Source organism: Halomonas sp. LBP4 (assembly GCF_003202205.1).
Classification (GTDB): Bacteria; Pseudomonadota; Gammaproteobacteria; order Pseudomonadales; family Halomonadaceae; genus Halomonas; species Halomonas flagellata.
Genome location: NZ_PDOG01000002.1, coordinates 122,329 through 145,846, shown reverse-complemented (window position 1 = coordinate 145,846; position 23,518 = coordinate 122,329). Strand labels below are relative to the sequence as shown.

19 protein-coding genes are annotated in these 23,518 nt (G+C 69.0%); 1 reads left to right on the top strand and 18 read right to left on the bottom strand.

The window, feature by feature from the left end; all coding sequences use genetic code 11:
• Nucleotides 1-141: 141 nt before the first annotated feature.
• From CR157_RS07705 to rho, 7 genes are all read right to left on the bottom strand, one after another.
• Nucleotides 142-1,206: a 3-deoxy-7-phosphoheptulonate synthase gene (locus CR157_RS07705; protein ID WP_110282978.1), complete on the bottom strand. Its 1,065-nt coding sequence runs from the start codon at nucleotides 1,204-1,206 to the stop codon at nucleotides 142-144.
• A 322-nt stretch (nucleotides 1,207-1,528) separates the two neighbouring features.
• Nucleotides 1,529-1,690 carry a hypothetical protein gene (locus tag CR157_RS22565; RefSeq protein WP_181422002.1) on the bottom strand — a complete coding sequence of 54 codons (162 nt, stop codon included), beginning with the start codon at nucleotides 1,688-1,690 and terminating at the stop codon, nucleotides 1,529-1,531.
• A gap of 67 nt (nucleotides 1,691-1,757) precedes the next feature.
• Complete coding sequence (locus CR157_RS22995) at nucleotides 1,758-1,883, bottom strand: hypothetical protein (protein ID WP_258364101.1); 126 nt, start codon at nucleotides 1,881-1,883, stop codon at nucleotides 1,758-1,760.
• 45 nt (nucleotides 1,884-1,928) lie between these two features.
• On the bottom strand, nucleotides 1,929-2,642 hold the full coding sequence (gene folM, locus CR157_RS07700; protein ID WP_110282977.1) for a dihydromonapterin reductase: 714 nt from the start codon (nucleotides 2,640-2,642) through the stop codon (nucleotides 1,929-1,931).
• Nucleotides 2,639-3,418, bottom strand: coding sequence for an NAD(P)H-flavin reductase (locus tag CR157_RS07695; protein WP_110282976.1), 780 nt, complete (start codon nucleotides 3,416-3,418; stop codon nucleotides 2,639-2,641). The genes folM and CR157_RS07695 overlap by 4 nt, the downstream gene beginning before the upstream one ends.
• The gene (gene ubiD, locus CR157_RS07690) at nucleotides 3,415-4,911 is read right to left on the bottom strand and encodes a 4-hydroxy-3-polyprenylbenzoate decarboxylase (RefSeq protein ID WP_110282975.1); all 1,497 of its coding nucleotides are present in this window, start codon (nucleotides 4,909-4,911) and stop codon (nucleotides 3,415-3,417) included. Before ubiD ends, CR157_RS07695 begins: the two co-directional genes overlap by 4 nt.
• A 277-nt stretch (nucleotides 4,912-5,188) precedes the next feature.
• Nucleotides 5,189-6,448, bottom strand: coding sequence for a transcription termination factor Rho (gene rho / locus CR157_RS07685; RefSeq protein ID WP_110282974.1), 1,260 nt, complete (start codon nucleotides 6,446-6,448; stop codon nucleotides 5,189-5,191).
• Nucleotides 6,449-6,906: 458 nt separating this feature from the next.
• Here rho and ppx point away from each other — a divergent pair, with 458 nt between their 5' ends.
• Nucleotides 6,907-8,451 carry an exopolyphosphatase gene (ppx, locus tag CR157_RS07680; protein ID WP_110282973.1) on the top strand — a complete coding sequence of 515 codons (1,545 nt, stop codon included), beginning with the start codon at nucleotides 6,907-6,909 and terminating at the stop codon, nucleotides 8,449-8,451.
• Here ppx and tilS read toward each other — a convergent pair.
• The 11 genes from tilS to rseP form a co-directional block, all read right to left on the bottom strand.
• On the bottom strand, nucleotides 8,381-9,712 hold the full coding sequence (gene tilS / locus CR157_RS07675) for a tRNA lysidine(34) synthetase TilS (RefSeq protein ID WP_110282972.1): 1,332 nt from the start codon (nucleotides 9,710-9,712) through the stop codon (nucleotides 8,381-8,383). The two genes, ppx and tilS, sit on opposite strands and share 71 nt — an antisense overlap.
• A gap of 195 nt (nucleotides 9,713-9,907) precedes the next feature.
• Nucleotides 9,908-10,861, bottom strand: coding sequence for an acetyl-CoA carboxylase carboxyl transferase subunit alpha (accA, locus tag CR157_RS07670; RefSeq protein ID WP_110282971.1), 954 nt, complete (start codon nucleotides 10,859-10,861; stop codon nucleotides 9,908-9,910).
• A gap of 343 nt (nucleotides 10,862-11,204) precedes the next feature.
• Nucleotides 11,205-14,705, bottom strand: coding sequence for a DNA polymerase III subunit alpha (gene dnaE, locus CR157_RS07665; RefSeq protein WP_110282970.1), 3,501 nt, complete (start codon nucleotides 14,703-14,705; stop codon nucleotides 11,205-11,207).
• Nucleotides 14,706-14,852: 147 nt separating this feature from the next.
• The gene (gene rnhB / locus CR157_RS07660) at nucleotides 14,853-15,464 is read right to left on the bottom strand and encodes a ribonuclease HII (RefSeq protein ID WP_110282969.1); all 612 of its coding nucleotides are present in this window, start codon (nucleotides 15,462-15,464) and stop codon (nucleotides 14,853-14,855) included.
• The gene (gene lpxB, locus CR157_RS07655; protein WP_110283453.1) at nucleotides 15,461-16,672 is read right to left on the bottom strand and encodes a lipid-A-disaccharide synthase; all 1,212 of its coding nucleotides are present in this window, start codon (nucleotides 16,670-16,672) and stop codon (nucleotides 15,461-15,463) included. Before lpxB ends, rnhB begins: the two co-directional genes overlap by 4 nt.
• A gap of 28 nt (nucleotides 16,673-16,700) precedes the next feature.
• Nucleotides 16,701-17,468 carry an acyl-ACP--UDP-N-acetylglucosamine O-acyltransferase gene (gene lpxA, locus CR157_RS07650; RefSeq protein ID WP_110282968.1) on the bottom strand — a complete coding sequence of 256 codons (768 nt, stop codon included), beginning with the start codon at nucleotides 17,466-17,468 and terminating at the stop codon, nucleotides 16,701-16,703.
• Nucleotides 17,465-17,908, bottom strand: coding sequence for a 3-hydroxyacyl-ACP dehydratase FabZ (gene fabZ / locus CR157_RS07645; RefSeq protein ID WP_110282967.1), 444 nt, complete (start codon nucleotides 17,906-17,908; stop codon nucleotides 17,465-17,467). Before fabZ ends, lpxA begins: the two co-directional genes overlap by 4 nt.
• A gap of 149 nt (nucleotides 17,909-18,057) precedes the next feature.
• Nucleotides 18,058-19,098, bottom strand: coding sequence for a UDP-3-O-(3-hydroxymyristoyl)glucosamine N-acyltransferase (gene lpxD / locus CR157_RS07640; protein ID WP_110282966.1), 1,041 nt, complete (start codon nucleotides 19,096-19,098; stop codon nucleotides 18,058-18,060).
• A 29-nt stretch (nucleotides 19,099-19,127) separates the two neighbouring features.
• Nucleotides 19,128-19,634, bottom strand: a complete 507-nt coding sequence (locus CR157_RS07635; protein WP_110282965.1) for an OmpH family outer membrane protein — start codon at nucleotides 19,632-19,634, stop codon at nucleotides 19,128-19,130.
• 24 nt (nucleotides 19,635-19,658) lie between these two features.
• Nucleotides 19,659-22,001, bottom strand: a complete 2,343-nt coding sequence (gene bamA / locus CR157_RS07630) for an outer membrane protein assembly factor BamA (protein ID WP_258364100.1) — start codon at nucleotides 21,999-22,001, stop codon at nucleotides 19,659-19,661.
• Between the two features lie 124 nt (nucleotides 22,002-22,125).
• Entirely contained in the window at nucleotides 22,126-23,484 is a 1,359-nt protein-coding gene (rseP, locus tag CR157_RS07625; protein WP_110282964.1) for an RIP metalloprotease RseP, read from the bottom strand.
• Between the last annotated feature and the right edge of the window lie 34 nt (nucleotides 23,485-23,518).

Below are 23,518 nucleotides of genomic sequence, written 5' to 3'. Positions count from 1 at the left end.
CTCCGAACGGGCTGGCCAAGGATGGCCAGCACCGGACCTGCAAGCGAAGCGGGACGCGAGAGCGAAGCAGGGCGTCGGTAGCGCCCAGGGACGGGTTCACAGCGCCCCCTCGTAGACCTGTCGCCGGATCAGCCTCGAGGTTTAACGTAGACGCTCCGCGGCGCTAAGCAGCAGCTGCTCGGTGGTTTCCCAGCCGAGGCAGGCGTCGGTGACCGAGACCCCGTAGCGCAGCCGGCCCGGGGCCAGCGGCTGCTTGCCCTCGTGCAGGTGGCTCTCGACCATCAGGCCGCACAGGGCCGACTCGCCGGCCAGGCGCTGGGCCAGCACGTCGCGCATCACCTCGCCCTGGCGGCGGTGGTCCTTGCGCGCATTGGCGTGGCTGCAGTCGACCATCAGCCGCGGCGTCAGGCCGGCCTGCTCCAGGGCCTGGCGTGCCGCCGTCACGTGGGGCGCCTGGTAGTTGGGTCCGCCGTGGCCGCCGCGCAGCACCAGGTGGGTGTGGGCGTTGCCCGCCGTCTCCCGTACCACCGGGCGCCCCTCGGGGTCGAGGCCGAAGTGGCGGTGGGGATGGGCGGCGGCGTTCATGGCGTCCAGCGCCACCTGGACATCGCCGCTGGTGGCGTTCTTGAAGCCCACCACGGCCGGGAGGCCACTGGCCAGTTCCCGGTGCAGCTGGGACTCGGTGGTGCGGGCGCCGATGGCGACCCAGGCCAGCAGGTCGTCGAGATAGGGGGCCAGCATCGGCTGCAGCAGCTCGGTGGCCACCGGCAGGCCGAGCCCGGCAATGTCGCGCATCAGGCGGCGCGAGAGCTCCAGCCCGGTCGCCATGTCGCCACTGCCGTCCAGGTCGGGGTCGTAGGCGAGCCCCTTCCAGCCCACGGTGGTCCGCGGCTTCTCTACATAGACCCGCATCACCAGCAGCAGGCGATCCTCGACCCGCGGCGCCAGCTCGGCCAGGCGGCGAGCGTACGCCAGGGCCGCCTCGGGGTCATGGATGGAGCAGGGGCCGACCACCACCAGCAGGCGGTCGTCGCGGCCGTCGAGGACGTCGCGGATGGCCTGGCGCTGGCCGGCGATGCGCTCGGCGAGGCCAGGGGGCAACGGCAGGGCACGGCGCAGCTCGCCGGCGGTGGGCAGGGCCCGGACAGGATGGTGGACACGGCGGGCCGTGTCATTCGGGGTCGCGGTGGCTAGCGAGGCGGTCATGGCTCAACTCCGGGCAACGGATAGACATCGTGTCGCAGGACACATCGGGGGCATGCCACCGGTAGTGCCACGGTCGGAGGTGGCGCACTGGACCGACCGCGCGTCGCTAAATCGCCAGGCCCCGTAATAGCCACGGCCGAGGGTCGTGAAGCGGGGCTGGTAGGCGATGGTGGCGATCATGGTGCGTCTCCTCGATGCGGGTCTGTGTGTCGTCCAGTGCCGAAAAGCAGAACCCCCGGGCGGGGTTGCCGTCCGGGGGTTCTGAGGTGGAGGCAACCCCTGGGGGGCGTGCCTCGCGACGATGTCTCTGCTCGGTCTGTCGTCAGGACATGGCCACCGGCACGCCGGTGCTAAACCAATATCCAAACCAGTAGCGACGACCCACGGCGACACTGTCGTCCCTTCCCTCGCCACCACGACCAGCGACCATCACGCCGTGGGCGGCGTTCGGGCAGCGGGAAGCAGCGGGGTGGGTCGTCGTCATGGTCGTCTCCTGAGCGATGCCCCCATCGTGCCGTGTCGATGGGGATTTGGCAAGGCCTCCGCGCCGCTCAGGCGAAGAACTGGACCCAGCCGATGGTGGCGGGCAGTGCGCTCATGCCCACCAGCACCGCCAGGCCCATCACCACGGCCAGCAGGCCGCTCTCGTCCTTGAAGTTCTCGTCATGTCCGGCCATCTGTCACTCCTTCTGCGAGGGTTGCGTTGTCAGGGTGCGGAGATTCTAGCGGAGATGTCGTCCGCCATCGACCGGTAGCGTCACCCCGGTCACGTAGCGATTGTCGAGCAGATAGCGCAGGCTCTGGTAGATCACCCCCGGCCCGGGGATCATCCCCATCGCCGACCTGGCCTTCACCTTCTCGACATAGGCCTCGTCGTCGCCCTCGCCCAGCATGATCAGCGACGGCGCGATGGCGTTGACCTGGATCGAGGGGGCGTACATGGTCGCGAAGGAGAGCGTCAGGTTGGCGAGCCCCGCCTTGGTGGCGGCATAGGCGGCGTGCTTCCTCGAGCCCGTCTGCGCCACATGATCGGTCAGGTGGACGATGTCGCGCTGGGGCTCGCTGCACGCCTCGAGCAGCTCGCGGCAGTGCAGGTTGATCAGGTAGGGAGCCAGCATATGGATGCGGAACAGCCGCTCGAAGTCGGCCCCCGCCTCCTCGCCGGTGGCGTCCGGCGCCCAGTCGCTGGCGTTGTGGACGATCGCCCGCAGCGCGCCGGTGTGCGCCTTGAGCCGGGCGATGAAGTCGAGGATGCCGGCTTCGCTGGCGAAATCCGCTTGCAGGGTGACGATGCCCCGTTCGCGCAGCGCCGCGAGCTCGTCGCGCTCGCGGCGGTAGCTGACGATCACCGGATGGCCATCGTCGCGCAGGCGCTCGGCGCAGTGGCGCCCCAGGCGCTGGGCACCGCCGGTGATCAGGATCGGCGAGGCGCTCATCCACGCCCCTCCCGGACCAGGCTGCCCACCGTCGGCACCAGCGGCTCGCGGGGCGCATAGGTGAAGACATCGGAGAAAACGCGAGAGCGCTCGAGCCCCAGCGAGGCCAGCACGTCGACGCAGGCGTAGACCATGCCCGGCGACCCCGAGAGATAGACGTCATGGCCGGCGATGTCGTCGAGGTTCTCGGCCAGGGCCTGGTCGATGCGACCGCGGTGGCCACTGATGCGCTCGCCCTCCACGGGCTCCTCGGGCACCACCTCGGTGACCACATGGAAACGGAAGCCCGCATGCGCCTCGGCCCACGCCCGGGGCAGCCGCTCCAGGTAGAGGTCACGATGCTCCCGGGCCGCCCACCAGAGGTCGATCTCACGCTCGGGATCCTCATGCAGCGCCGCCTCGACGATCGCCTTCATCTGGGCGAAGCCGGTGCCCGCGGCGACCAGCAGCAGGGGCCGCGCGCTCTCCGGGTCGAGCACGCAGTCGCCGCCGGGCAGGCGCAGGGTGAGCCGTTCGGCCACCCCGACCATCTCGCGCAGCCGCGCCGAGTTCGCGCGCTCCGGCCAGTGCTGGATATGCAGCTCGATCACGCCGTCGCCGCCATGGGCGTTGGCGATCGAGAACGGGACCCAGGTCGCGTCGTCCAGCTTAAGTTCCAGGTACTGGCCGGGCGCATGGGCCACGGCCTCGGCACGGCCTTCCAGGGTGACGCGGAAGACGTCGGGGGTGAGATCCTCCACCTCGGTCACCTGGCAGGTCAGGGTCCTTGCCGTCATGAATGCCTCGTGTCGTTGTCGGGGGGAAGCGCGATGCCCAGCTCGTTCCAGCGGTCGCTGACGCGGGCCTTGATGGCCTCGTCCATGACGATGGGCGTGCCCCACTCGCGGTCGGTCTCGCCGGGCCACTTGCCGGTGGCGTCCAGCCCCATCTTGGAGCCCAGGCCGGCCACCGGTGAGGCGAAGTCGAGATAGTCGATGGGGGTGTTCTCGACCAGCACGGTGTCGCGGGCCGGGTCCATGCGGGTGGTGATGGCCCAGATCACGTCCTTCCAGTCGCGGGCGTCGACGTCGTCGTCGAGCACCACCACGAACTTGGTGTACATGAACTGGCGCAGGAAGCTCCACACCCCCATCATCACCCGCTTGGCGTGGCCCGGGTACTGCTTCTTCATGGTCACCACCGCCATGCGGTAGGAACAGCCCTCCGGCGGCAGGTAGAAGTCGACGATCTCGGGAAACTGCCGCCTCAGGATGGGCACGAAGACCTCGTTGAGCGCCAGCCCGAGAATCGCCGGCTCGTCGGGCGGGCGACCGGTATAGGTGGAGTGATAGATGGCGTTCTCGCGCATGGTCATGCGCGTCACCGTGAACACCGGGAACTGCTCGACCTCGTTGTAGTAGCCGGTATGGTCGCCGTAGGGGCCTTCCGGCGCCATGTCATCGGGGTAGATGAAACCTTCCAGAACGATTTCTGCGGACGCCGGGACCTCCAGGTCGGCATGGCCGCACCTGACCAGCTCGGTGCGCGAGCCGCGCAGCAGCCCGGCGAAGGCGTACTCGGAGAGCGAGTCCGGCACCGGGGTCACCGCGCCGAGGATGGTGGCCGGGTCGGCGCCCAGTGCCACCGCCACCGGGAAGGGCTCGCCGGGGTGGGCCCGCTGGAACTCCTGGAAGTCGAGCGCCCCGCCGCGGTGGGAGAGCCAGCGCATGATCAGGCGGTTCTTCGAAAGCTTCTGCTGGCGGTAGATGCCGAGGTTCTGGCGCTGCTTGTGCGGTCCGCGGGTCACCACCAGGGCCCAGGTGACCAGAGGGGCCACGTCGCCCGGCCAGCAGTGCTGGATCGGCAGGCGGTCGAGGTCGACCTCCTCATCCTCGTAGGCCAGGGCCTGCACCGGCGCCGAGCGCACCGTCTTCGGCCCCATGCTCATGACCTGCTTGAAGATCGGCAGCTTGTCCCAGGCGTCGCGGAACCCCTTGGGCGGCTCCGGCTCCTTGAGGAAGGCGAGCAGCTCGCCCACCTCGCGCAGGGCGGCAACGCTGTCCTGGCCCATGCCCAGGGCCACCCGCTGCGGCGTACCGAAGAGGTTGCCGAGCAGCGGCATGGCGTGGCCCTTGACGTTCTCGAACAGCAGTGCCGGCCCGCCGGCCCGCAGGGTGCGGTCGCAGATCTCGGTGATCTCGAGGTAGGGATCGACCTCGGCGGTGACGCGCGTCAGCTCCCCCCGGGCCTCCAGGGCCGCGATGAAGTCGCGCAGGTCCTTGTACTTCATTCCATTTCCCGTTTCCGGAACGACGAAAGGGGCAGCATAGCATGCCCCTTCAATACGTCTGCTGAATCGCCGGTGGTGAGCAGCGCCGGGGACAGGCCGAAGAGGGGGTCCTATGCCAGGGATGGCATCGGTAGCGCCCAGGGAGGGGTTCACAGCGCCCCCTCGCAGGCCTGTCGCCGGGTAAGCCGCGTCTTTCTACAGGCGCCCGACCCCGCGCCAAGATGCCTCGGCGGTAGCACCCCGACGCTTCCACCAGCCGCGAGCCAAGGCTACGGAATCAGCGGCGCTTCATGGCCTCGAAGAACTCGAGGTTCGTCTTGGTATCCTTCAGGCGGTCGATGAGGAATTCCGTGGCCGCGGTGTCGTCCATGGGGTTGAGCAGCTTGCGCAGGATCCACATGCGCTGCATCTCGTCCTCGGAGGCGATCAGGTCCTCGCGGCGGGTACCGGAGCGGCGGATGTTGATTGCCGGGTAGACGCGACGCTCGGCCAGCTTGCGGTCCAGGTGCGCCTCCATGTTGCCGGTACCCTTGAACTCCTCGAAGATCACCTCGTCCATCTTCGAGCCGGTGTCCACCAGCGCCGTGGCGATGATGGTCAGGCTACCGCCCTCCTCGATGTTGCGCGCCGCGCCGAAGAAACGCTTGGGCTTCTCCAGGGCATGGGCGTCGACACCGCCGGTGAGCACCTTGCCGGAGCTCGGCACCACGGTGTTGTAGGCCCGCGCCAGGCGAGTGATGGAGTCGAGCAGGATCACCACGTCCTTCTTGTGCTCGACCAGGCGCTTGGCCTTCTCGATGACCATCTCGGCGACCTGGACGTGGCGCGCCGGCGGCTCGTCGAAGGTCGAGGCCACCACCTCGCCGCGCACGGTGCGCGACATCTCGGTCACTTCCTCCGGGCGCTCGTCGATCAGCAGCACGATCAGGTGGCACTCGGGGTTGTTGCGGGTGATCGAGGTGGCGATGTTCTGCAGCATCAGCGTCTTGCCCGCCTTGGGCGGCGAGACGAGCAGGCCGCGCTGGCCCTTGCCGATGGGCGCGGTCAGGTCGATGATCCGCGCGGTGAGATCCTCGGTGGAGCCGTTGCCGATCTCCATGCGCAGCCGCTCCTGGGGGAACAGCGGCGTGAGGTTCTCGAACAGGATCTTGTGCTTGGCGTTCTCCGGCTTGTCGAAGTTGATCTCGCTGACCTTGAGCAGCGCGAAGTAGCGCTCCCCTTCCTTCGGCGGACGAATCTTGCCGGAAATGGAATCGCCCTTGCGCAGGTTGAAGCGACGGATCTGCGAGGGCGACACATAGATGTCGTCGGGCCCCGCGAGATAGGAGCTGTCGGCACTGCGCAGGAAACCGAAGCCGTCCTGGAGGATCTCCAGCACCCCGTCGCCGTAAATGGCCTCGCCGCTCTTGGCATGCTTCTTGAGGATGGCGAAGATGATGTCCTGCTTACGGGACCGCGCCAGGTTGTCGATGCCCATCTCTCGGGCGGTCTCCAACAGCTCCGGCACTGGCTTTTGCTTGAGTTCGGTAAGATTCATCGGTGTGTTCAGAAGTTGCTCTTGGAAGCCGGGCGGCAGTGCGCCATGCGGAAAGACAGGGGCGAGACGATTACGCCGCGTGAGTGCGTTCAGAGCCCTCGCAGGCATCCACTCGTCGTATCGCGGGGCTCGTCAGGCAGTACGGACCGGGGGTGGGCGACCGGAACAGGGGTCACCGCAGCGATGACAGATTCGAGGGAGCAGCATCATTTTCGCCTGATCAACGGCTCACGGCAACTCGGCCATGATTGCACGCTGACGCAGTGGGCTTTCTGACGACTTGGAAACTGACCGATACGGGGACACCGTGTAACGGTCGGGAAGCATTCGGAACAGGCGAACGCCTCGATACTAGTCAAGGGCGAGGACAAACGCAAGCCCCCCGCCAGACGAGACACCACAATTGACAAGCCTCGAGGGCGCCCGCACCCTTGACTTCTCGACCGAAGGACACCCGCATGAACCAGCCCACGGACAGGCTCTCCCGCCGCCCTCGGGCGCTCGCGAGCCGGCCGGCAACGGCCCCGCGACGCCTCGCCGCCATCGATCTCGGCTCCAATAGCTTCCACCTGCTGGTGGCCAACTACCAGGAGGACCGGCTGCAGGTGGTGGCCCGGCTCGGCGAGAAGGTCCAGCTGGCCGCCGGCCTGGACGCCGAGGGCCGGCTGAGCGAACCGGCCATGCAGCGCGCCCTGGCGTGCCTGGCCCGCTTCGCGCCCTTCCTCGAGGGCATCGCCCCCGGCCACCTGCGGGTGGTAGGCACCAACGCCCTGCGCGACGCCACCAACAGCCAGGCCTTCATCGAGCGCGCCGAGGCGCTGCTGGGCAGCCGCATCGAGATCGTCGCCGGTCGCGAGGAGGCGCGCCTGGTCTACCTGGGCGCCGCCCACGCCCTGGCCGAGGACGGCCGCCGGCTGATCGTCGACATCGGCGGCGGCTCCACCGAGTTCATCATCGGCGAGCGCTTCGAGCCGCTGGCCCTGGAGAGCCTGCGCCTGGGCTGCGTGACCTTCACCCGCCGCTTCTTCGGTGACGGCGAGGTCAGCGAGAAGCGCATGCGCCGCGCCGAACTCACCGCCCTCTCGGAGCTGGCCAACATCCGCCGCCCCTACCGGGAACTGGGCTGGTCCGACCCGGTGGGCTCCAGCGGCACCATCAAGGCCGCCGCCACTGTGCTGGCCGCGGCGGGCGCCGCCCCCGACGGGGTGATCACCCGCCAGGGACTCGCCGAACTGCGCCGGCACCTCATCCGGTGCCGGCGCCTCGACCGGGTCGCCATGGAGGGCCTCAAGGCCGACCGGACGAAGATCTTCCCCGCCGGGGTCGCGATACTGGTCGCCATCTTCGAGGCCTTCGGGCTCGAGCAGATGCGCTACGCCGACGGCGCCCTGCGCGAAGGGGTGCTCTACGACATGGTCGGGCGCAACAGCCCCGAGGATTCGCGGCTCAAGACCCTGGCGGGCCTCGAGCGCAGCTACGGCGTGGATGCCCGCCAGGCGGGCAACGTGGCCGAGACGGCCCGGGCCCTGTTCGCGCAGATCCGCGAGCCCTGGGGGCTCGACGACGACCAGGCATGCTTTCTCGGCTGGGCGAGCCGGCTCCACGAGATCGGCCTGGCGATCTCCCACAGCCAGTTCCACCGCCACGGCGCCTACCTGCTGGAACACGCCGACCTCTCGGGGTTCTCGCGGCCCGAGCAGCGGCTGCTGGCCTTTCTCGTCCGCGCCCACCGCCGCAAGTTCCCGCACAAGGAGTGGCAGGCCCTGCCCGCCTCGGAGCAGCGCCCCCATGGCCGGCTGGCCCGGCTGCTGCGGCTGGCGGTGCTGCTCAACCACTCCCGTCCCGAGCGGCCTCCCGCCACGCCGCGCCTCGAGGCCCGCGGCGATGGGCTGCGGCTGCGGCTCGACGGCGGCGACGACCAGGCGCTGCTGCTCACCGACCTCGAACAGGAGGCCGCCTACCAGCAGGCGGCCGGCTTCCCGCTGACCCTGGACCTTCGCTGAGCCAGCCCTCGGCGACCGCGACCCAGCGCCCCTCCCCGGCCTCCAGCACGGCCACGGCCTCGCCGGCGTGGTGGACCACCAGCAGCCGCTCGCGCGCCCAGGGCGGCAGGCCCAGCTCCTGCAGCAGGCGCTTGAGATCCCGCCGACCGCGCCCGGGCAGGCGCAGCCGCTCGCCGCCGCGGCGTGGCGCCACCCGCAGCCGCACCGGCATGCCGTCATCGCGCACCAGGCCCACCGCGACCTCACCCGCCGGCGTCGCCAGGGGGGGGAGACCGCTCCAGTCGCCCTGCCAGCCGGCCGGCAGGGACGGCACGGGGGCCAGCAGGTAGAGGTGCCCCCGCCAGAGTCGCGCCTCGGCGCCCGGCCACGCCACCCGCACTTCGGCATCGGGTCGCGCACCGAGCTGCGCCAGCAGGCTCTCCAGGCGTCTCGCCGGCGGCGTCGGCAACCCCAGGCGCCCGGCGGCATGCCGGATCAGCAACCGCCGACGCGCCGCCGAGAGCTCGGCCAGACCCGCCGTGGGCATCCGCCCGGCCTCGCCGCCCAGCCGTTCGAGATCCAGGGTGGCCAGCTCCTCGAGCAGCGCATCGGCCTCCCCGGCCCGTGCCGCACTGCACGCCAGGGCCTCGCCGGCACGGGGCCAGCGGCTCTCGAGCAGCGGCATCACGGTCCGGCGCAGGAAATTGCGATCCAGGGTGGTGTCAGCGTTGGAGGGGTCCTCGACCCAGGCGAGGCCCAGCCGGGCCGCCTCGGCCTCGAGTTCGGCCCGCGGTCGTCCCAGCAGCGGGCGCTCGAGTCGCCGCCCCCGCCGGTCGCGCCGGTGCGGCATCGCGGCGAGCCCGCGCACCCCGCTGCCGCGCAGGGCGGCGAGCAGGAAGGTCTCGGCCTGGTCGTCGCGGTGCTGGGCCAGCCACAGGGTCTCGCCAGGCGCCACGCGCCGCTCGAAGGCGGCGTAGCGGGCCTCGCGGGCCGCACCCTCGAGGCCCAGGCCATCCATCGGGTCGACGGTGACCCGCTCGATGAAGAGCGGCACGCCGAGCCGCGCGGCGAGCCGGCGGCTATGGGCCTCGAAGCCGTCGGCGGCGGCCTGCAGCCCATGGTGCACGTGCAGGGCATGGAGGGGTCGGGGGTGGCGCCGGCAGGCATCGGCGGCCAGGGTCAGCAACAGCGAGGAGTCGAGGCCGCCGGAGAGCGCCACCCAGACGACACGCCCCGGCGGGGTCTGTGCCAGGGCGTCATCGACAAGAAGCTGAAGGGACATGGCGAGCTCTTGAACGAAGCACCGAGGAGGCCTCCAATGGGGTCAGACCCCGGCCAAGTTGCCTTGCCTGTCGTAGTACTCCATGCCCGCCGAACCAGCACCCGCCGGGGTCTGACCCCATTGGGACCGCCAGCGCTGGAGACCTGCCGACAATCACTGGCCAACCCACCGAGAATCCCGAAGGATCACCCCGACTCAGGCCGGGCTACCGTAACTCATCAGCCGCTGATACCGCCGCTCGAGCAGCGCCTCGCTGTCCATGGCGTCGAGGCGCTCCAGGCTCTCCTGCAGCGAGGCCCGGACCCGCTCGGCAGTCGTCACCGGATGGCGATGGGCGCCCCCCAGCGGCTCCTCGATCAGGGTGTCGACGAAGCCCAGCTCCTTGAGCCGCTCGGCGGTGATGCCCATGGCCTGGGCGGCATCGGAGGCCTTCTCGGCGCTCTTCCACAGGATGGAGGCGCAGCCTTCCGGCGAGATCACCGAGTAGGTGGAGTACTGCAGCATGGCGAGCTCGTCGCACACGCCGATGGCGAGCGCCCCGCCGGAGCCGCCCTCGCCCACCACGGTGGCGATGATCGGCGTCCTGAGGCGCGACATCACAGCCAGGTTGTAGGCGATCGCCTCGCTCTGGCCGCGCTCCTCGGCGTCGATGCCGGGATACGCCCCCGGCGTGTCGATGAAGGTCAGCACCGGCATCCTGAAACGCTCGGCCATCTCCATCAGGCGGCACGCCTTGCGGTAGCCTTCCGGGCGCGGCATGCCGAAGTTGCGACGCACCTTCTCCTTGACGTCGCGCCCCTTCTGGTGGCCGATCACCATCACCGGGCGGTCGTCGAGGCGGGCGACGCCGCCGACGATGGCGGCATCGTCGGCGAAGTTGCGGTCACCGTGGAGCTCGTCGAAGTCGGTGAAGACATGCTCGAGGTAGTCGAGGGTGTAGGGGCGCTGGGGGTGGCGCGACAGCTGGGAGACCTGCCAGGGGGTCAGGTCCTTGAAGATCGACTCGGTGAGCTTGCGGCTCTTCTCCTCGAGCCGGCCGATCTCGTCGTTGAGGTTGACCTGGCTGTCGTTGCCGACCAGGCGCAGCTCCTCGATCTTGGCCTGGAGTTCGGCGATGGGCTGTTCGAAGTCGAGATAGTTGGGATTCATTGGCCAGATGCCTTGTGGTGTTTCACCGCCCGCACGCGTGGGCGCGGCCGGCGCGAAGAATGGAAGTGGCAGGCATTATCGCACCCTCAACGCGCGGCGCAAGGCGACTCCCGTTCGCTGCAGGACTATCACAGATGGCAGCACCGCTCGAGGCTGTTCCGGCGACAGGCCTGCGAGGAGGCGCTGTGACCCCGTCCGTGGGCGCTACATTTGCCATCCCTGGCAAATGACCTCCTCTTCGGCCTATCCCCGGCGCCTCTCGCTTCGGGCAACTGCGATTGTCCTGCCGTTCGCAGCCCGCAGCCCGCAGCCCGCAGCCCGCAGCCCGCAGCCCGCAGCCCGATTATCGATACTTGAGCCGCACCCCATCCTGCCCCTGCACCTCGCGTAGGGCGATCAGCAGCTCGTCGCTGGGGGAGACCTTCCACTCCTCGGCCAGCTCCAGCCAGCCGACGGCCTCGCCATTGCGGTAGCGCACCCGCACCGGCAGGCCACCGCCGTCACGCCAGGGGGCGAGGCTGTCGCGCAGGCTGTCGACCAGCCGGCCGTTGGCCCGGGCACCGTCCAGCGACAGCTCCACCGCCTGGCCGTAGCGGGTGCGCGCCGCCACCATGGGGGTGACCTCCTTGCCGCGCAGGCGCAGGCCGCCGGAGTAGTCGTCGCTGGACACCTCGCCCTCGACGATCAGCACCTGGTCGGCCTCGATCTGGCCGCGCAGCTGGTCATAGAGCTCGCCGAACAGCGAGGCCTCGATGCGCCCGGTGCGATCGTCCAGGGTGACGAAGGCCATGGTGTCGCCGCGCTTGGACTTCATGGTGCGCACCCCGATCACCAGCCCGGCGACCCGTTGCGGCTCCCGCGAGGGCCTGAGATCGCTGATGCGGGTGGAGACGAAGCGCTCGAGTTCCTTCTCGTACTCGTCGATGGGGTGGCCGGTGAGGTAGAGCCCCAGGGTCTCTTTCTCGCCGGCCAGGCGCTCCTTGTCGGTCCAGTCCCGCACCGTCAGGTAGTCGGCGTAGGCATCCCCGGCCGCCTCGTCGACGAAGGCCTCGCCGAACATGTCGATCATGCCCAGGCTCTGGTTGGTCTGGTTCTGGGCCGCGGCCTTCAAGGCGTCGTCCAGGGCGGCGGCGAGCACCGCCCGGCTCGGCCCCAGGGAGTCCAGCGCCCCCGAGCGGATCAGCGCCTCGAGGGTGCGCTTGTTCATGCGCCGGGGGTCGAGGCGACGGCAGAAGTCGAACAGGTCGGTGAAGGGGCCCTCGGCCTCGCGGGCCTCGACGATGGCGCCGATGGGTCCCTCGCCGACGCCACGGATGGCCCCCAGCCCGTAGACCACCCGCCCCTCGACGTCGACGGTGAACTTGTAGGCCCCCACGTTGACGTCGGGCGGCGTCACCGTGAGCGAGAGGTGGCGGCACTCCTCGATCAGCGGCACCACCTTGTCGAGGTTGTCCATCTCGGTGGACATCACCGCGGCCATGAAGGGACCTGGGTAATGCGCTTTTAACCAAGCCGTTTGATACGACACCAGCGCATAGGCCGCCGAGTGCGACTTGTTGAAGCCGTAGCCGGCGAACTTCTCCACCAGGTCGAAGAGGTTGCCGGCGAGGTCGCGGTCGATGCCGTTCTCGGCACACCCCTCCATGAAGCCGGCGCGCTGCTTGGCCATCTCCTCGGGCTTCTTCTTGCCCATGGCACGGCGCAGCAGGTCGGCCTGGCCCAGGCTGTAGCCGGCCATCACCTGGGCGATCTGCATCACCTGCTCCTGGTAGAGGATGATGCCGTAGGTGGGCTCGAGCACCGGCTTGAGCAACTCGTGCTGGTAGTCCGGGTGCGGGTAGGCGAGCTCGGCGCGACCGTGCTTGCGGTTGATGAAGTCGTCGACCATGCCCGACTGCAGGGGACCGGGGCGGAACAGCGCCACCAGGGCGATCATGTCCTCCAGGGAGTCGGGCAGCAGGCGCTTGATCAGCTCCTTCATGCCGCGGGATTCGAGCTGGAAGACCGCCGTGGTCTCGGCACGCTTGAGCATCTCGAAGGTCGGGGCGTCGTCGAGCGGGATGCCGTCGATGTCCAGCGGCCCTTCACCGGCGGCCTCGCGGACCTTGTCGACCATCTCCAGCGCCCAGTCGATAATGGTCAGGGTACGCAGGCCGAGGAAGTCGAACTTGACCAGGCCAGCGTCCTCGATGTCGTTCTTGTCGAACTGCACGACCAGGCCGTTGCCCTCCTCGTCGCAGAGCAGCGGCGAGAAGTCGGTGAGCTTGGTGGGGGCGATCACCACACCGCCGGCGTGCTTGCCGGTGCCCCGGGTGATGCCCTCGAGCTTGAGCGCCATCTCCCAGATCTCGGCGGCCTCCTCGTCGCCCTCGATGAACTCCTTGAGCGCCGGCTCGGCCTCGATCGCCTTGGCCAGGGTCATGCCGACCTCGAAGGGGATCAGCTTGGAGAGCTTGTCGCCCAGCGAGTAGGGCTTGCCCTGGGCCCGGGCCACGTCGCGCACCACCGCCTTGGCGGCCATGGTGCCGAAGGTGACGATCTGCGACACGGCGTTGCGGCCGTAACGCTCGGCCACGTAGTCGATCACCCGGTCGCGCTTCTCCATGCAGAAGTCGACGTCGAAATCGGGCATCGAGACCCGCTCCGGATTGAGGAAGCGCTCGAACAGCAGGTCGTAGCCGATGGGGTCGAGGTCGGTGATCTTCTGGGCATAGGCCACCAGCGAGCCGGCGCCGGAGCCGCGCCCCGGACCGACGGGCACGTCGTTGTCCTTGGCCCACTGGATGAAGTCCATCACGATCAGGAAGTAGCCCGGGAAGCCCATCTGGATGATGATGTCGAGCTCGAAGTCGAGCCGCTTGCGGTAGCGGGCGTCGATCTCCGCGTACTCGGCCCCGTCGCGGGGATAGCGGTCGGCCGGAAAGAGGAAGTCCAGGCGCTCGGTGAGGCCATCGTGGGAGATCTTGCGGAAGAACTCGTCCCGGGTCATGCCCTCGGGGATCTCGAACTCCGGCAGGAAGATCTCGCCCAGGCGCACGTCGACGCTGCAGCGTGCGGCGATCATCACGCTGTTCTCGAGCGCCTCGGGGATGTCGGCGAACAGCTCGGCCATCTCCTCGGGGCTCTTGAGGTACTGCTCCTCGGTGTAGCGCCGCTCGCGTCGCTTGTCGTCCAGCGCCTTGCCCTCGCCGATGGAGACCCGGGTCTCGTGGGCCCAGAAGTCCTCTCGCTCGAGGAAGCGCACGTCGTTGGTGGCCACCACCGGGGTGCCGGTCTCGAGGGCCAGGTCCACCGACAGGTGAACGCACTCCTCCTCCAGCGGCCGGCCGGTACGGATCAGCTCGAGGTAGAAGCGGCCGGGGAAGGCGGCGTTCCACTCCTCGAGCAGGGCCCGGGCCTCGTCGTGGTGATCGGTGAGCAGGTGCCGGCCGATCTCGCCCTCGCGACCGCCGGAGAGTGCGATCAGCCCCTCGCTGGCCGCCAGCACCCAGGCCTTGTCGAGCAGGGCCCGCCCCTGGCGCTGCCCCTCCATCCAGCCCCGCGAGATCAGCTCGGTGAGGTTGCGATAGCCCACCTCGTTCATCGCCAGCAGGGTCAGTCGGTAGGGGTGCTCCTCGTCGTAGGGGTTGGCCAGCCACAGGTCGGCACCGATGATCGGCTTGAGGCCGGCGCCTTCGGCCCCCTTGTAGAACTTGACCAGGCCGAAGAGGTTGGCCTCGTCGGTGACCACCAGCGCCGGCGACCCCTGCCCCACCGCCGCCTTGACCAGCGGCTTGAGCCGCACCAGGCCATCGACCAGGGAGTATTCGGTATGGACGCGGAGATGTACGAAGGGCGTTGTCATGGTGGACTCAAGGCTTGGCAGTGAATGGGCAGCACGGAAACCAGGCAATCGCAATTGTGACGCAGACACAGGGCTTTCGTAGATGGAGGCATCGCTCGGAGCTGATCCGCTACGGCAGTTGCCCTGCCCTGGAACAGCTGAAGTTCGTCAGAACAGCGCCAGCTGTCGCTTCACCGGGCCGAAGGAGCGACGGTGCTCGGGAAGCGCGCCGAGGCGCTCCAGGGCGGCCAGGTGCTCGCGGGTCGGGTAGCCCTTGTGGCGGGCGAAGCCATAGTCGGGATGCCGGGCATCGAGCGCCACCATCTGGGCATCCCGGGCCACCTTGGCGAGTATCGAGGCGGCGGCGATGGCCGGGTGTCGCGCGTCGCCCTTGACCACCGCCTGGCCGGGCACATGATGCCCGGGCAGGCGATTGCCGTCCACCAGCAGATACTCCGGGGCCGGCGACAGGGCATCGATGGCCCGGCGCATGGCCAGGTGGGTGGCATGGTAGATGTTCAGGTCGTCGATCTCGGCGGCGCTGGCCTCGGCCACGGCGAAGGCCAGCGCACGCTCGCGAATCTCGGCGTCGAGGGCCTCGCGGCGGCGGGCGGTGAGCGCCTTGGAGTCGGCGAGCCCGGCGATGGGCCGCGCGGGGTCGAGGATTACCGCCGCCGCCACCACGCTGCCCACCAGCGGCCCACGCCCCACCTCATCGACCCCGGCCAGCCGCTCGCCGGCGTAGTCGATCACCAGCGGGGGCAGGTCGCGCGCGCTCATCGGCCCGCCTCCTCCGGCGTCGCCTCGAGGGCCGCCGCCGGCGACACGCTCTCGGGCAGCGGGCGCCGCGCCACCAGCGCCTCGATGGCATCACAGGCCCGGCGGCTGGCATCGCGCTGCAGCCCCGCATGCATCCCGGCGAAGCGTGCCTCCAGGGCCGCCCGCCCTTCGGCGTCGTCGAGCATGGCGCCGAGGCGCTCGGCGATCGCCGCCGGGGTCGCCGCGTCCTGGATCAGCTCCGGCACCAGCGTCTCCCGAGCGATCAGGTTGGGCAGCGAGATCCACTCGGTCTTGACCAGGTGCCTGACCAGCCAGTGGGTCGCCGGGGCCATCCGATAGGCCACCAGCATCGGGCGATGGCAGAGCATCGCCTCCAGCGCCGCGGTGCCCGAGGTGAGCAGCACCGCGTCAGACGCCACCATCGCCTCGCGGGCCTGGCCGTCGAGCAGGGTGACGCGCCCGTCGAGGGCGGGGCGCGTGGCGAGCAGGGCGGTGAGCTCGCGGTATCGCTCGGGGGTGGCCGCAGGAATCACCACCCGCAGGCCGGGGCGGGCCCGGCACAGCCGCTCGGCGGCGTCGAGGAAGGTTGCCCCGAGGAAGCGGATCTCGTTGGCCCGGGAGCCCGGCAACACGGCGAGCAGCGGGACATCATCGGGCAGGCCGAGTGCCACCCGGGCGGCCGCGCGGTCATTGACCAGCGGCAGCTCATCGGCCAGGGGGTGGCCGACGAAGGCCACGGGAACGCGATGCTGCCGATAGAAGGCCGCCTCGAAGGGCAGGAAAGTGAGCATGGCATCCACGGACTTGGCGATGCCCTTGACCCGGCCCTGGCGCCAGGCCCAGACGGTCGGGCTGACGTAGTGGGCGGTGGTGATGCCAGCCTCGCGCAGCTGTCGCTCCAGGCCGAGGTTGAAGTCCGGCGCGTCGATGCCGACCATGATGTCGGGCCGCCAGTCGAGCGCATCCCGCCGGAGGGTGCGCCTGACCCGGATCAGCTCCGGGAGGTGCTTCACCACCTCGACCAGGCCCATCACCGAGAGGGTCTCCAGGGGAAAGCGGCTGTCGATGCCCTCGGCGATCATCCCCGGGCCGCCGATGCCGCGGAACTCGACGTTCGGATGGCGCGCCTTGAGCGCGCGCATCAGGCCGGCGCCGAGGATATCGCCGGACAGTTCGCCGGCCACCAGGTAGACGCGCCTTACCTTCATCATGTCAGCGTCATCTCGGCGAGGCCCGTCAGCGCACGATGCCGCGGGTCGACACCTCGATGGAGGTGGCGAAGGCCTCGGTCTCGGGCAGGGAGAAGCGTGCCCGAATCCCCTGCAGCGCCTGCTCCACGGTCAGCCCCTGGCGGTAGACCAGCTTGTAGGCCTCACCCAGCGCCCTGATCGCCTCCCTCGAGAAGCCGCGGCGCTTGAGCCCCACCAGGTTGAGGCCGTGGACCTCGGCCGGGTTACCGTTGATCAGCACGTAGGCCGGGGTGTCCTTGGTGATGATGGAGCCGCCGCCCGCCATGGCGTGGGCGCCGAAGTAACAGAACTGATGGATCGCCGAGAGCCCGCCGAGGATAACGAAATCCCCCAGGGTCACATGGCCGGCCAGGGTCACCTGGTTGGCCAGGATGCAGTCGTTGCCGATCATGCAGTCGTGGCCCACGTGGACATAGGCCATGAACAGGTTGCGACTGCCGATGGTGGTCTCGCCCCGGTCCTGGGCGGTACCGCGGTGCAGCGTCACCCCCTCGCGGATGACGTTGTCGTCTCCTATCACCAGGCGGGTCGGCTCACCGGCATACTTCTTGTCCTGGCAATCCTCGCCGACCGAGGCGAACTGGAAGATACGGGTGCGCGCGCCGAGCACGGTGGGCCCCTTGACCACCACGTGCGGGCCGATCCGACTGCCGGGCCCGACCTCGACGTCGGGCCCGATCACCGAGAAGGGCCCCACCTCGACGTCGTCGGCCAGACAGGCCGCGGGATCGATGATGGCAGTAGGATGAATCAAGCGACCTTCCTCTCGGCACAGATGATTTCGGCCTCGCAGGCCAGCTCGCCGGCCACGGTGGCCCGGCAGGCGAATTTCCAGATGCCGCGCTTCTCGCGAACCACGTCGGCCCGCAGCACCAGTTGGTCGCCGGGCATCACCGGACGCTTGAAGCGGACATTGTCGCTGCCGACCAGGTAGTAGACGTAACCGTCGGCGGGCAGCTTGTTGACGGTCTTGAAGCCGAGGATACCGCAGGCCTGGGCCAGCGCCTCGATCACCAGCACGCCGGGCATGATCGGATGGTGGGGGAAATGGCCATTGAAGAACGGCTCGTTGATGCTCACATTCTTGTAGGCGACGATGGATTCGCCAAGGGCAAGCTCCGTCACCCGATCCACCAGCAGGAAGGGATAGCGGTGGGGCAAATACTCACGAATCTCGTTGATGTCCATTACCATCGTTGCGACCTCTGAAATAACGAAATGCCCGCGGTACGGGCGGACACGAGCCGGCGGCCTCGACCGTCGGGCAGGCGGTGGATTATAGCGTCCCCTGTCGTGCTCTCAACCGCTCTCCGTCCCCGGCCGTGTTCCCGATCCTCACACCCTCAGCCGCCACGGCCGGACTTCTCGAGCCGTGCCAGTCGCTTGGCGAGGTCGTCGAGCTGCTTGAAGCGCACGGCATTCTTGCGCCACTGAGCGTTCTTCATCGCCCCGGTGCCCGACGAATAGACCCCGGGCTCGAGGATCGAGTTGGTCACCAGGCTCATGCCGGTGACCTGCACCCCGTCGCAGAGGGTGAGATGGCCCGAGAGCCCCACGCCACCGCCGAGCATGCAGTGCTTCCCCACCCGGGTGGAACCGGCGATCCCCACGCAGCCGGCCAGGGCACTGTGGTCACCGATCTGCACGTTGTGGGCGATCTGCACCTGGCTGTCGATCTTGACGTCGTTGCCGATGACGGTGTCCCCCAGCGCCCCGCGATCGATGCTCGAGCAGCTGCCCACCTCGACGTCGTCGCCCAGCACCACGCCGCCGAGTTGGGCGATCTTGTGCCAGCGCGCGCCGTCATGGGCGAAACCGAAGCCGTCGCCGCCGATCACGCAGCCGCTGTGCAGGATGGCCCGCTCGCCGATCACCACGCCGTGGCAGACGGTGACATTGGCATGCAGGCGCGACCCGGCGCCGATACGCGAGTCGGCACCGATCACGCAGCCCGGGCCGACCACCACCTCGTCGCCCAGCGTGACGCCCGCCTCGATCACCGCCTGGGGGCCGACCTCGACTCGCTCGCCCAGGCGAGCCCCCTCGGCCACCACCGCCGAGGGGTGAATGCCGCCCGGGGCGCGACTGGCCAGGGGGTCGAACAGTCGCGACAGTGCCGCATAGGCCAGGTAGGGGTTGGCCAGCTCGAGCCGGGCCACCGGGCACTCCTCGCCCAGCTCCGGCGTCAGCAGTACCGCCGCGGCACGGGTGCCCGGCAGGTCCTTGAAATAGGCGCGGTTGGCCAGGAAGGCGACCTGGTCGGGCGTCGCGTCCCGCAGGGTGGCCAGGCCGCTCACCCGGCGGCCGGCATCGCCGACCAGGCGGGCGTCGAGTTGCTCGGCGAGCTCGCCAAGCGTGAAGGTAGGGGAGTCTGGATGCGTCATGGGGGACCTGATCCGGTTGGGTCGTCCGCTCAGAAGAGCGAGTTGAGGACCTGGGTCACCTCATCGGTCAGGTCCGGCAGGTCACGGTCAGAGTGCAGCACCCCCTGGGGCTCCACCAGCACCTCGACACCGTGGCGCTCGATGATCTGATCCACGGCCTGCTCCAGCTTGGGCTCGGCCTCCTGCAGGAACTGTTGCTCGGCCTGCTGCTGGGCCTGGATGACCTGCTGGCGCAGCTGCTCGAACTCGGCGCCCTTCTGCTGGAACTCCTGGACGGCCGCCTGGCGGTCGGCCTCGGACATCAACTCGCCCTCCTGCTGAAGGCGCTGCTGCATCTGCTGAAGCTCCTGCCCCAGCGACTGGGCCTGCTGCTGCTGGCCGCCGATGCGGCTCTCCAGTTCGCTCATGGAGCGCTGGGCCGCATCGGTCTCCATCAGCGCGCGGCGCCAGTCCAGCATGGCCACCTCGGCGGCCTGGGCCGGCAAGGCCAGGGCGGCGAGCATCAAGAGGCTTAGGGCAGCGGTAAGTTTACGCATGGTCATGCTCCTTGCAGGGCTCGATCAGAAGGTCTGGCCGAGCGAGAACTGGAAGAACTGGGTGTCATCGTCGCTCTCGTCGTTGACTGGCGCGGCGATGCTGAAGGTGAGCGGGCCCACCGCGGTCAGCCAGGAGAGGCCAACGCCCACGCTGTAGCGCAACTCGCCCAGGTCGACCCCGGAGCTGCAGTTCGAGTCGACCCCCTCGGGGACGTCAAAGCAGCTGGTCAGGTAGGTGTTGCCGGCGTCCAGGAACAGCGAGGTCTGCATCGAGCGGCGGTCCTCGATGAAGGGCAGCGGGAAGAGCAACTCGGCGCTGCCCTGCACCAGTACGTTGCCGCCCAGGGTCCGGTCGCGGGTCGAGCCTTCAGGCGGCGTGGTTCGCGGCCCCAGGGTGTTGGCGGTGAAGCCGCGCACCGAGCCCAGGCCACCGGTATAGAAGTTCTCGTAGAACGGAAAGGGATCGTTGCCGATGCTGTCGGCATAGCCCAGCTCGCCACTGAACTTCAGTGCCCAGTCATGTGCCTCGTCGAGCGGGAAGAGCTGGCGGGCCCGGGCGCGGAGCTTGTAGTAGTCGGCGTCGCTGCCCGGCACCGCGGTTTCCAGCGACAGGCGTTGGTAGTTACCGGCGGTGGGCATGATGCCGCGGTTGAGGTTATTGCGGGTCCAGCTGGCGGTGAGCTTGAGGCTCTGGGCGTCGGTCCCCTGGTCCTCCACGTACTGCTGGATCTCCTGGGCGGTGTCGTTGAAGGTCTTGACCGTCAGGTCCTCCACCGAGGTGCCGAAGTTGAGCCGGGTCAGCTCGTTGATCGGGTAGCCGAAGTTGATGCCACCGCCGTAGGAGTCGGTGGAGAAGGTGGACACATCGGAGTCCTCGAAATCGGTCTCGCGGTAGAAGAGGTCGTAGCCGCGCGAGATGCCGTCCAGGGTCCAGTAGGGATCGGTGAAGCCGAAGTTGAAGCTGGTGAAGGTGTCGCCGCGCTGGGCGCCCAGGTTCACCCGGTTACCGGTGCCGAGGAAGTTGTTCTGGGCCAGCGCCGCGCCGAAGATCACGCCGGCGCTCTGGGAGAAGCCAACGCTGGCCGAGACCGAACCCGAGGGCTGCTCCTCGACGGTGTAGGTGACGTCGAGCTTGTCCGGCTCGCCCGCCACCGGCTGGGTCTCGACATCGACCTGGCGGAAGAAGCCGAGACGCTCGAGGCGCTGGCGCGACAGGCTGATCGACTCGGTGGAGGCCGGCGCCCCCTCGAGCTGGATCATCTCGCGGCGCAGCACCTCGTCCTGGGTGGTGGTGTTGCCGATGAAGTCGATGCGCCGCACATAGGCGCGCTGGCCGGCATCCACCCGGAAGGTGAGGTCCACGGTCTCGCCGTCGGCGGCGATCTCCGGCACGCCGTCGACGTTGGCGAAGGCGAAGCCGTCGGCCCCCAGGTGCGCGCGCAGTGCCTCGGAGGAGGCGGTGACGTCGCTGCGCGAGAAGATCTCGCCACTCTCCACCTGGAGCAGGTCGCGTGCCTCGCGCTCGCTGATCTGCAGGTCGCCGGCGAAGCGGATGTCGCCCAGGCGGTACTGGCGGCCCTCGTCGACGTTGATGGTGATGAAGATCTGCGACTTGTCGGGGCTGATGGAAACCTGGGTGGAGGTGATGGCGAAGTTGACGTAGCCGCGGTCCAGGTAGAAGGAGCGCAGGCGCTCCAGGTCGCCGGAGAGGGCCTCGCGGGAGTACTCGTCCCGCGAGAACCAGCCGAACAGGCGCCCGGGGCGGTCGTCGAGCTCGAAGACATCGCGCAGGGTGTCATCGTCGAAGTCCCGGTTGCCGACGATGTTGATCTGGCGGATCTTGGCCACCGCGCCCTCGTTGATGTCGATGTCGACCTGCACCCGGCCCTCGTCGATCTCCTCCACGCTGGCATCGATGGTCGCGCTGTAGCGGCCCTGGCCCTGGTAGAGGCCCTCGAGCTCGCGCTGGATCTCCTCCAGGGTGGAGAGCTGGAGAACCTGGCCTTCGGACAGGCCGGCCTCCTCGAGGCCCTGGCGCAGCTCGTCGTCGCCGATCTGGCGGTTGCCGGTGATGTTGAGACGGGTGATGGTGGGGCGCTCGACCACCTGGATGATCAGGACGTCGCCGTCGCGGGCGAGCTGAATGTCCTCGAACAGGCCGGTGGCGAACAGGCGGCGCGTCGCCTCAGCCAGTTCGCGGTCGTCCACCCGATCGCTGGCGCTGACAGGAAAGGCATTGAACACGGAGGCCGCGGAGACCCGCTGCAGTCCTTCTACCCGAATATCGGAAACTTCGAAAGGTTCTGCCTGGGCAAGGGAAGCCCCGGCGAGCAGCAGTGCCGCCAATCCGATGGTCTTGATTTTCATGCAGTCGATTCGCTCGCGTTGATCTGCCAATCCTGTCCAGACGGGCACCTTATACATTTGTGCGGGTGACTGACAAGGCTGGAGACCGGGCCCCACCTCCTTGTGCCGCCCACGCCTTCGCTCGCTACCAGAGTCGCATCAGGTCGAAGTAGATCGCCATCAGCATCAGGGTACCGACCAGCGCCAGGCCGATGCGCAAGCCGATGGCCTGGGTTTGCTCCGATACCGGCCGACCGCGGACGACCTCGACGAAATAGTAGAGCAGATGGCCGCCATCCAGCACCGGGATGGGCAGCAGGTTGAGCACCGCCAGGCTGATCGACAGGTAGGCCATGAAACTGACGAAGCTCTCGAGCCCGGTGCGTGCCGTGTCGCCGGCCACCCGGGCGATGGTGATCGGCCCCGAGAGATTGGTCGGCGAGATCAGCCCGACCAGCATCTTGCGGATGGCGCCCAGGGTCAGCATCGTCATCTCGCCGGTGCGCGAGACGGCCTGGCCCACCGCCGCCACCGGCCCGTAGCGGATCTCGCGGCGATACTCCTCGGGCCACTCCACCGGCTCGACGCCGGCCCCGATGTAACCGATGGCGCCCCCCTCCTCGAGCTCGTTGCGCCCGGGGGTGAGGGACAGCCGGAGGCGCTCCTGGCCACGCAGCACCTCGAGTTCGAGGGTCTCGCCCGGGTTCGCCCGCACGATATCGACGAAGTGCATCCAGTCGTCCACCGCGGCGCCGTCCACCGCGACCACCTCGTCGCCGGGCGCGAGCCCGGCCGCCGCCGCCGCCTCGCCCTCGACGACCTGGCCGAGCACCGCCGGGTAGGGCGGGCGCCAGGGGGTGACCCCCAGGCTGGGCAGGGGCTGGGGCGGGTCCTGGCGTACCAGCCAGTCTTCCACCGGCAGGCGATGCTCGCGGGGGTCGGCCGTGGCGGCGTCACGGGCATCGATACGCAGCTCGCCGCTGGCACCGATGGCCGCGATCAGCTTCAGGTTGATCTGGTCCCAGGAGCGTACCGCCTGCCCCTGCACCGCGGTGATCTCCTGGCCGGGGCGCAGGCCACCACGATCGGCGGGCGAGTCGGGCGTGACGTCACCGATCACCGGCGCCACCGTGGTCGTACCGACCACGAACAGCGCCCAATAGGCGACGATGGCAAGCAGGAAGTTGGCCAGGGGGCCGGCGGCGACGATGGCGATGCGCTGCCACACCGTCTTGCGATTGAAGGCCTGGCCGAGCTGATCATGGGGCACCGGGGCCTCGCGCTCGTCGAGCATCTTGACGTAGCCGCCGAGCGGAATCGCGGCCAGCACGAACTCGGTCCCATGGCGGTCGACACGGGACCAGATCGGCTTGCCGAAGCCTACCGAGAAACGCAGCACCTTGACGCCACAACGTCGCGCCACCCAGAAGTGGCCATACTCATGGAAGGTGATCAGCAGGCCCAGCACCACGATGACGGCCAGCACGTTCTGGATCAGGCCCAAGGCGGCCTCCTGTCGGGTTGCAGTAAGGGTTGCA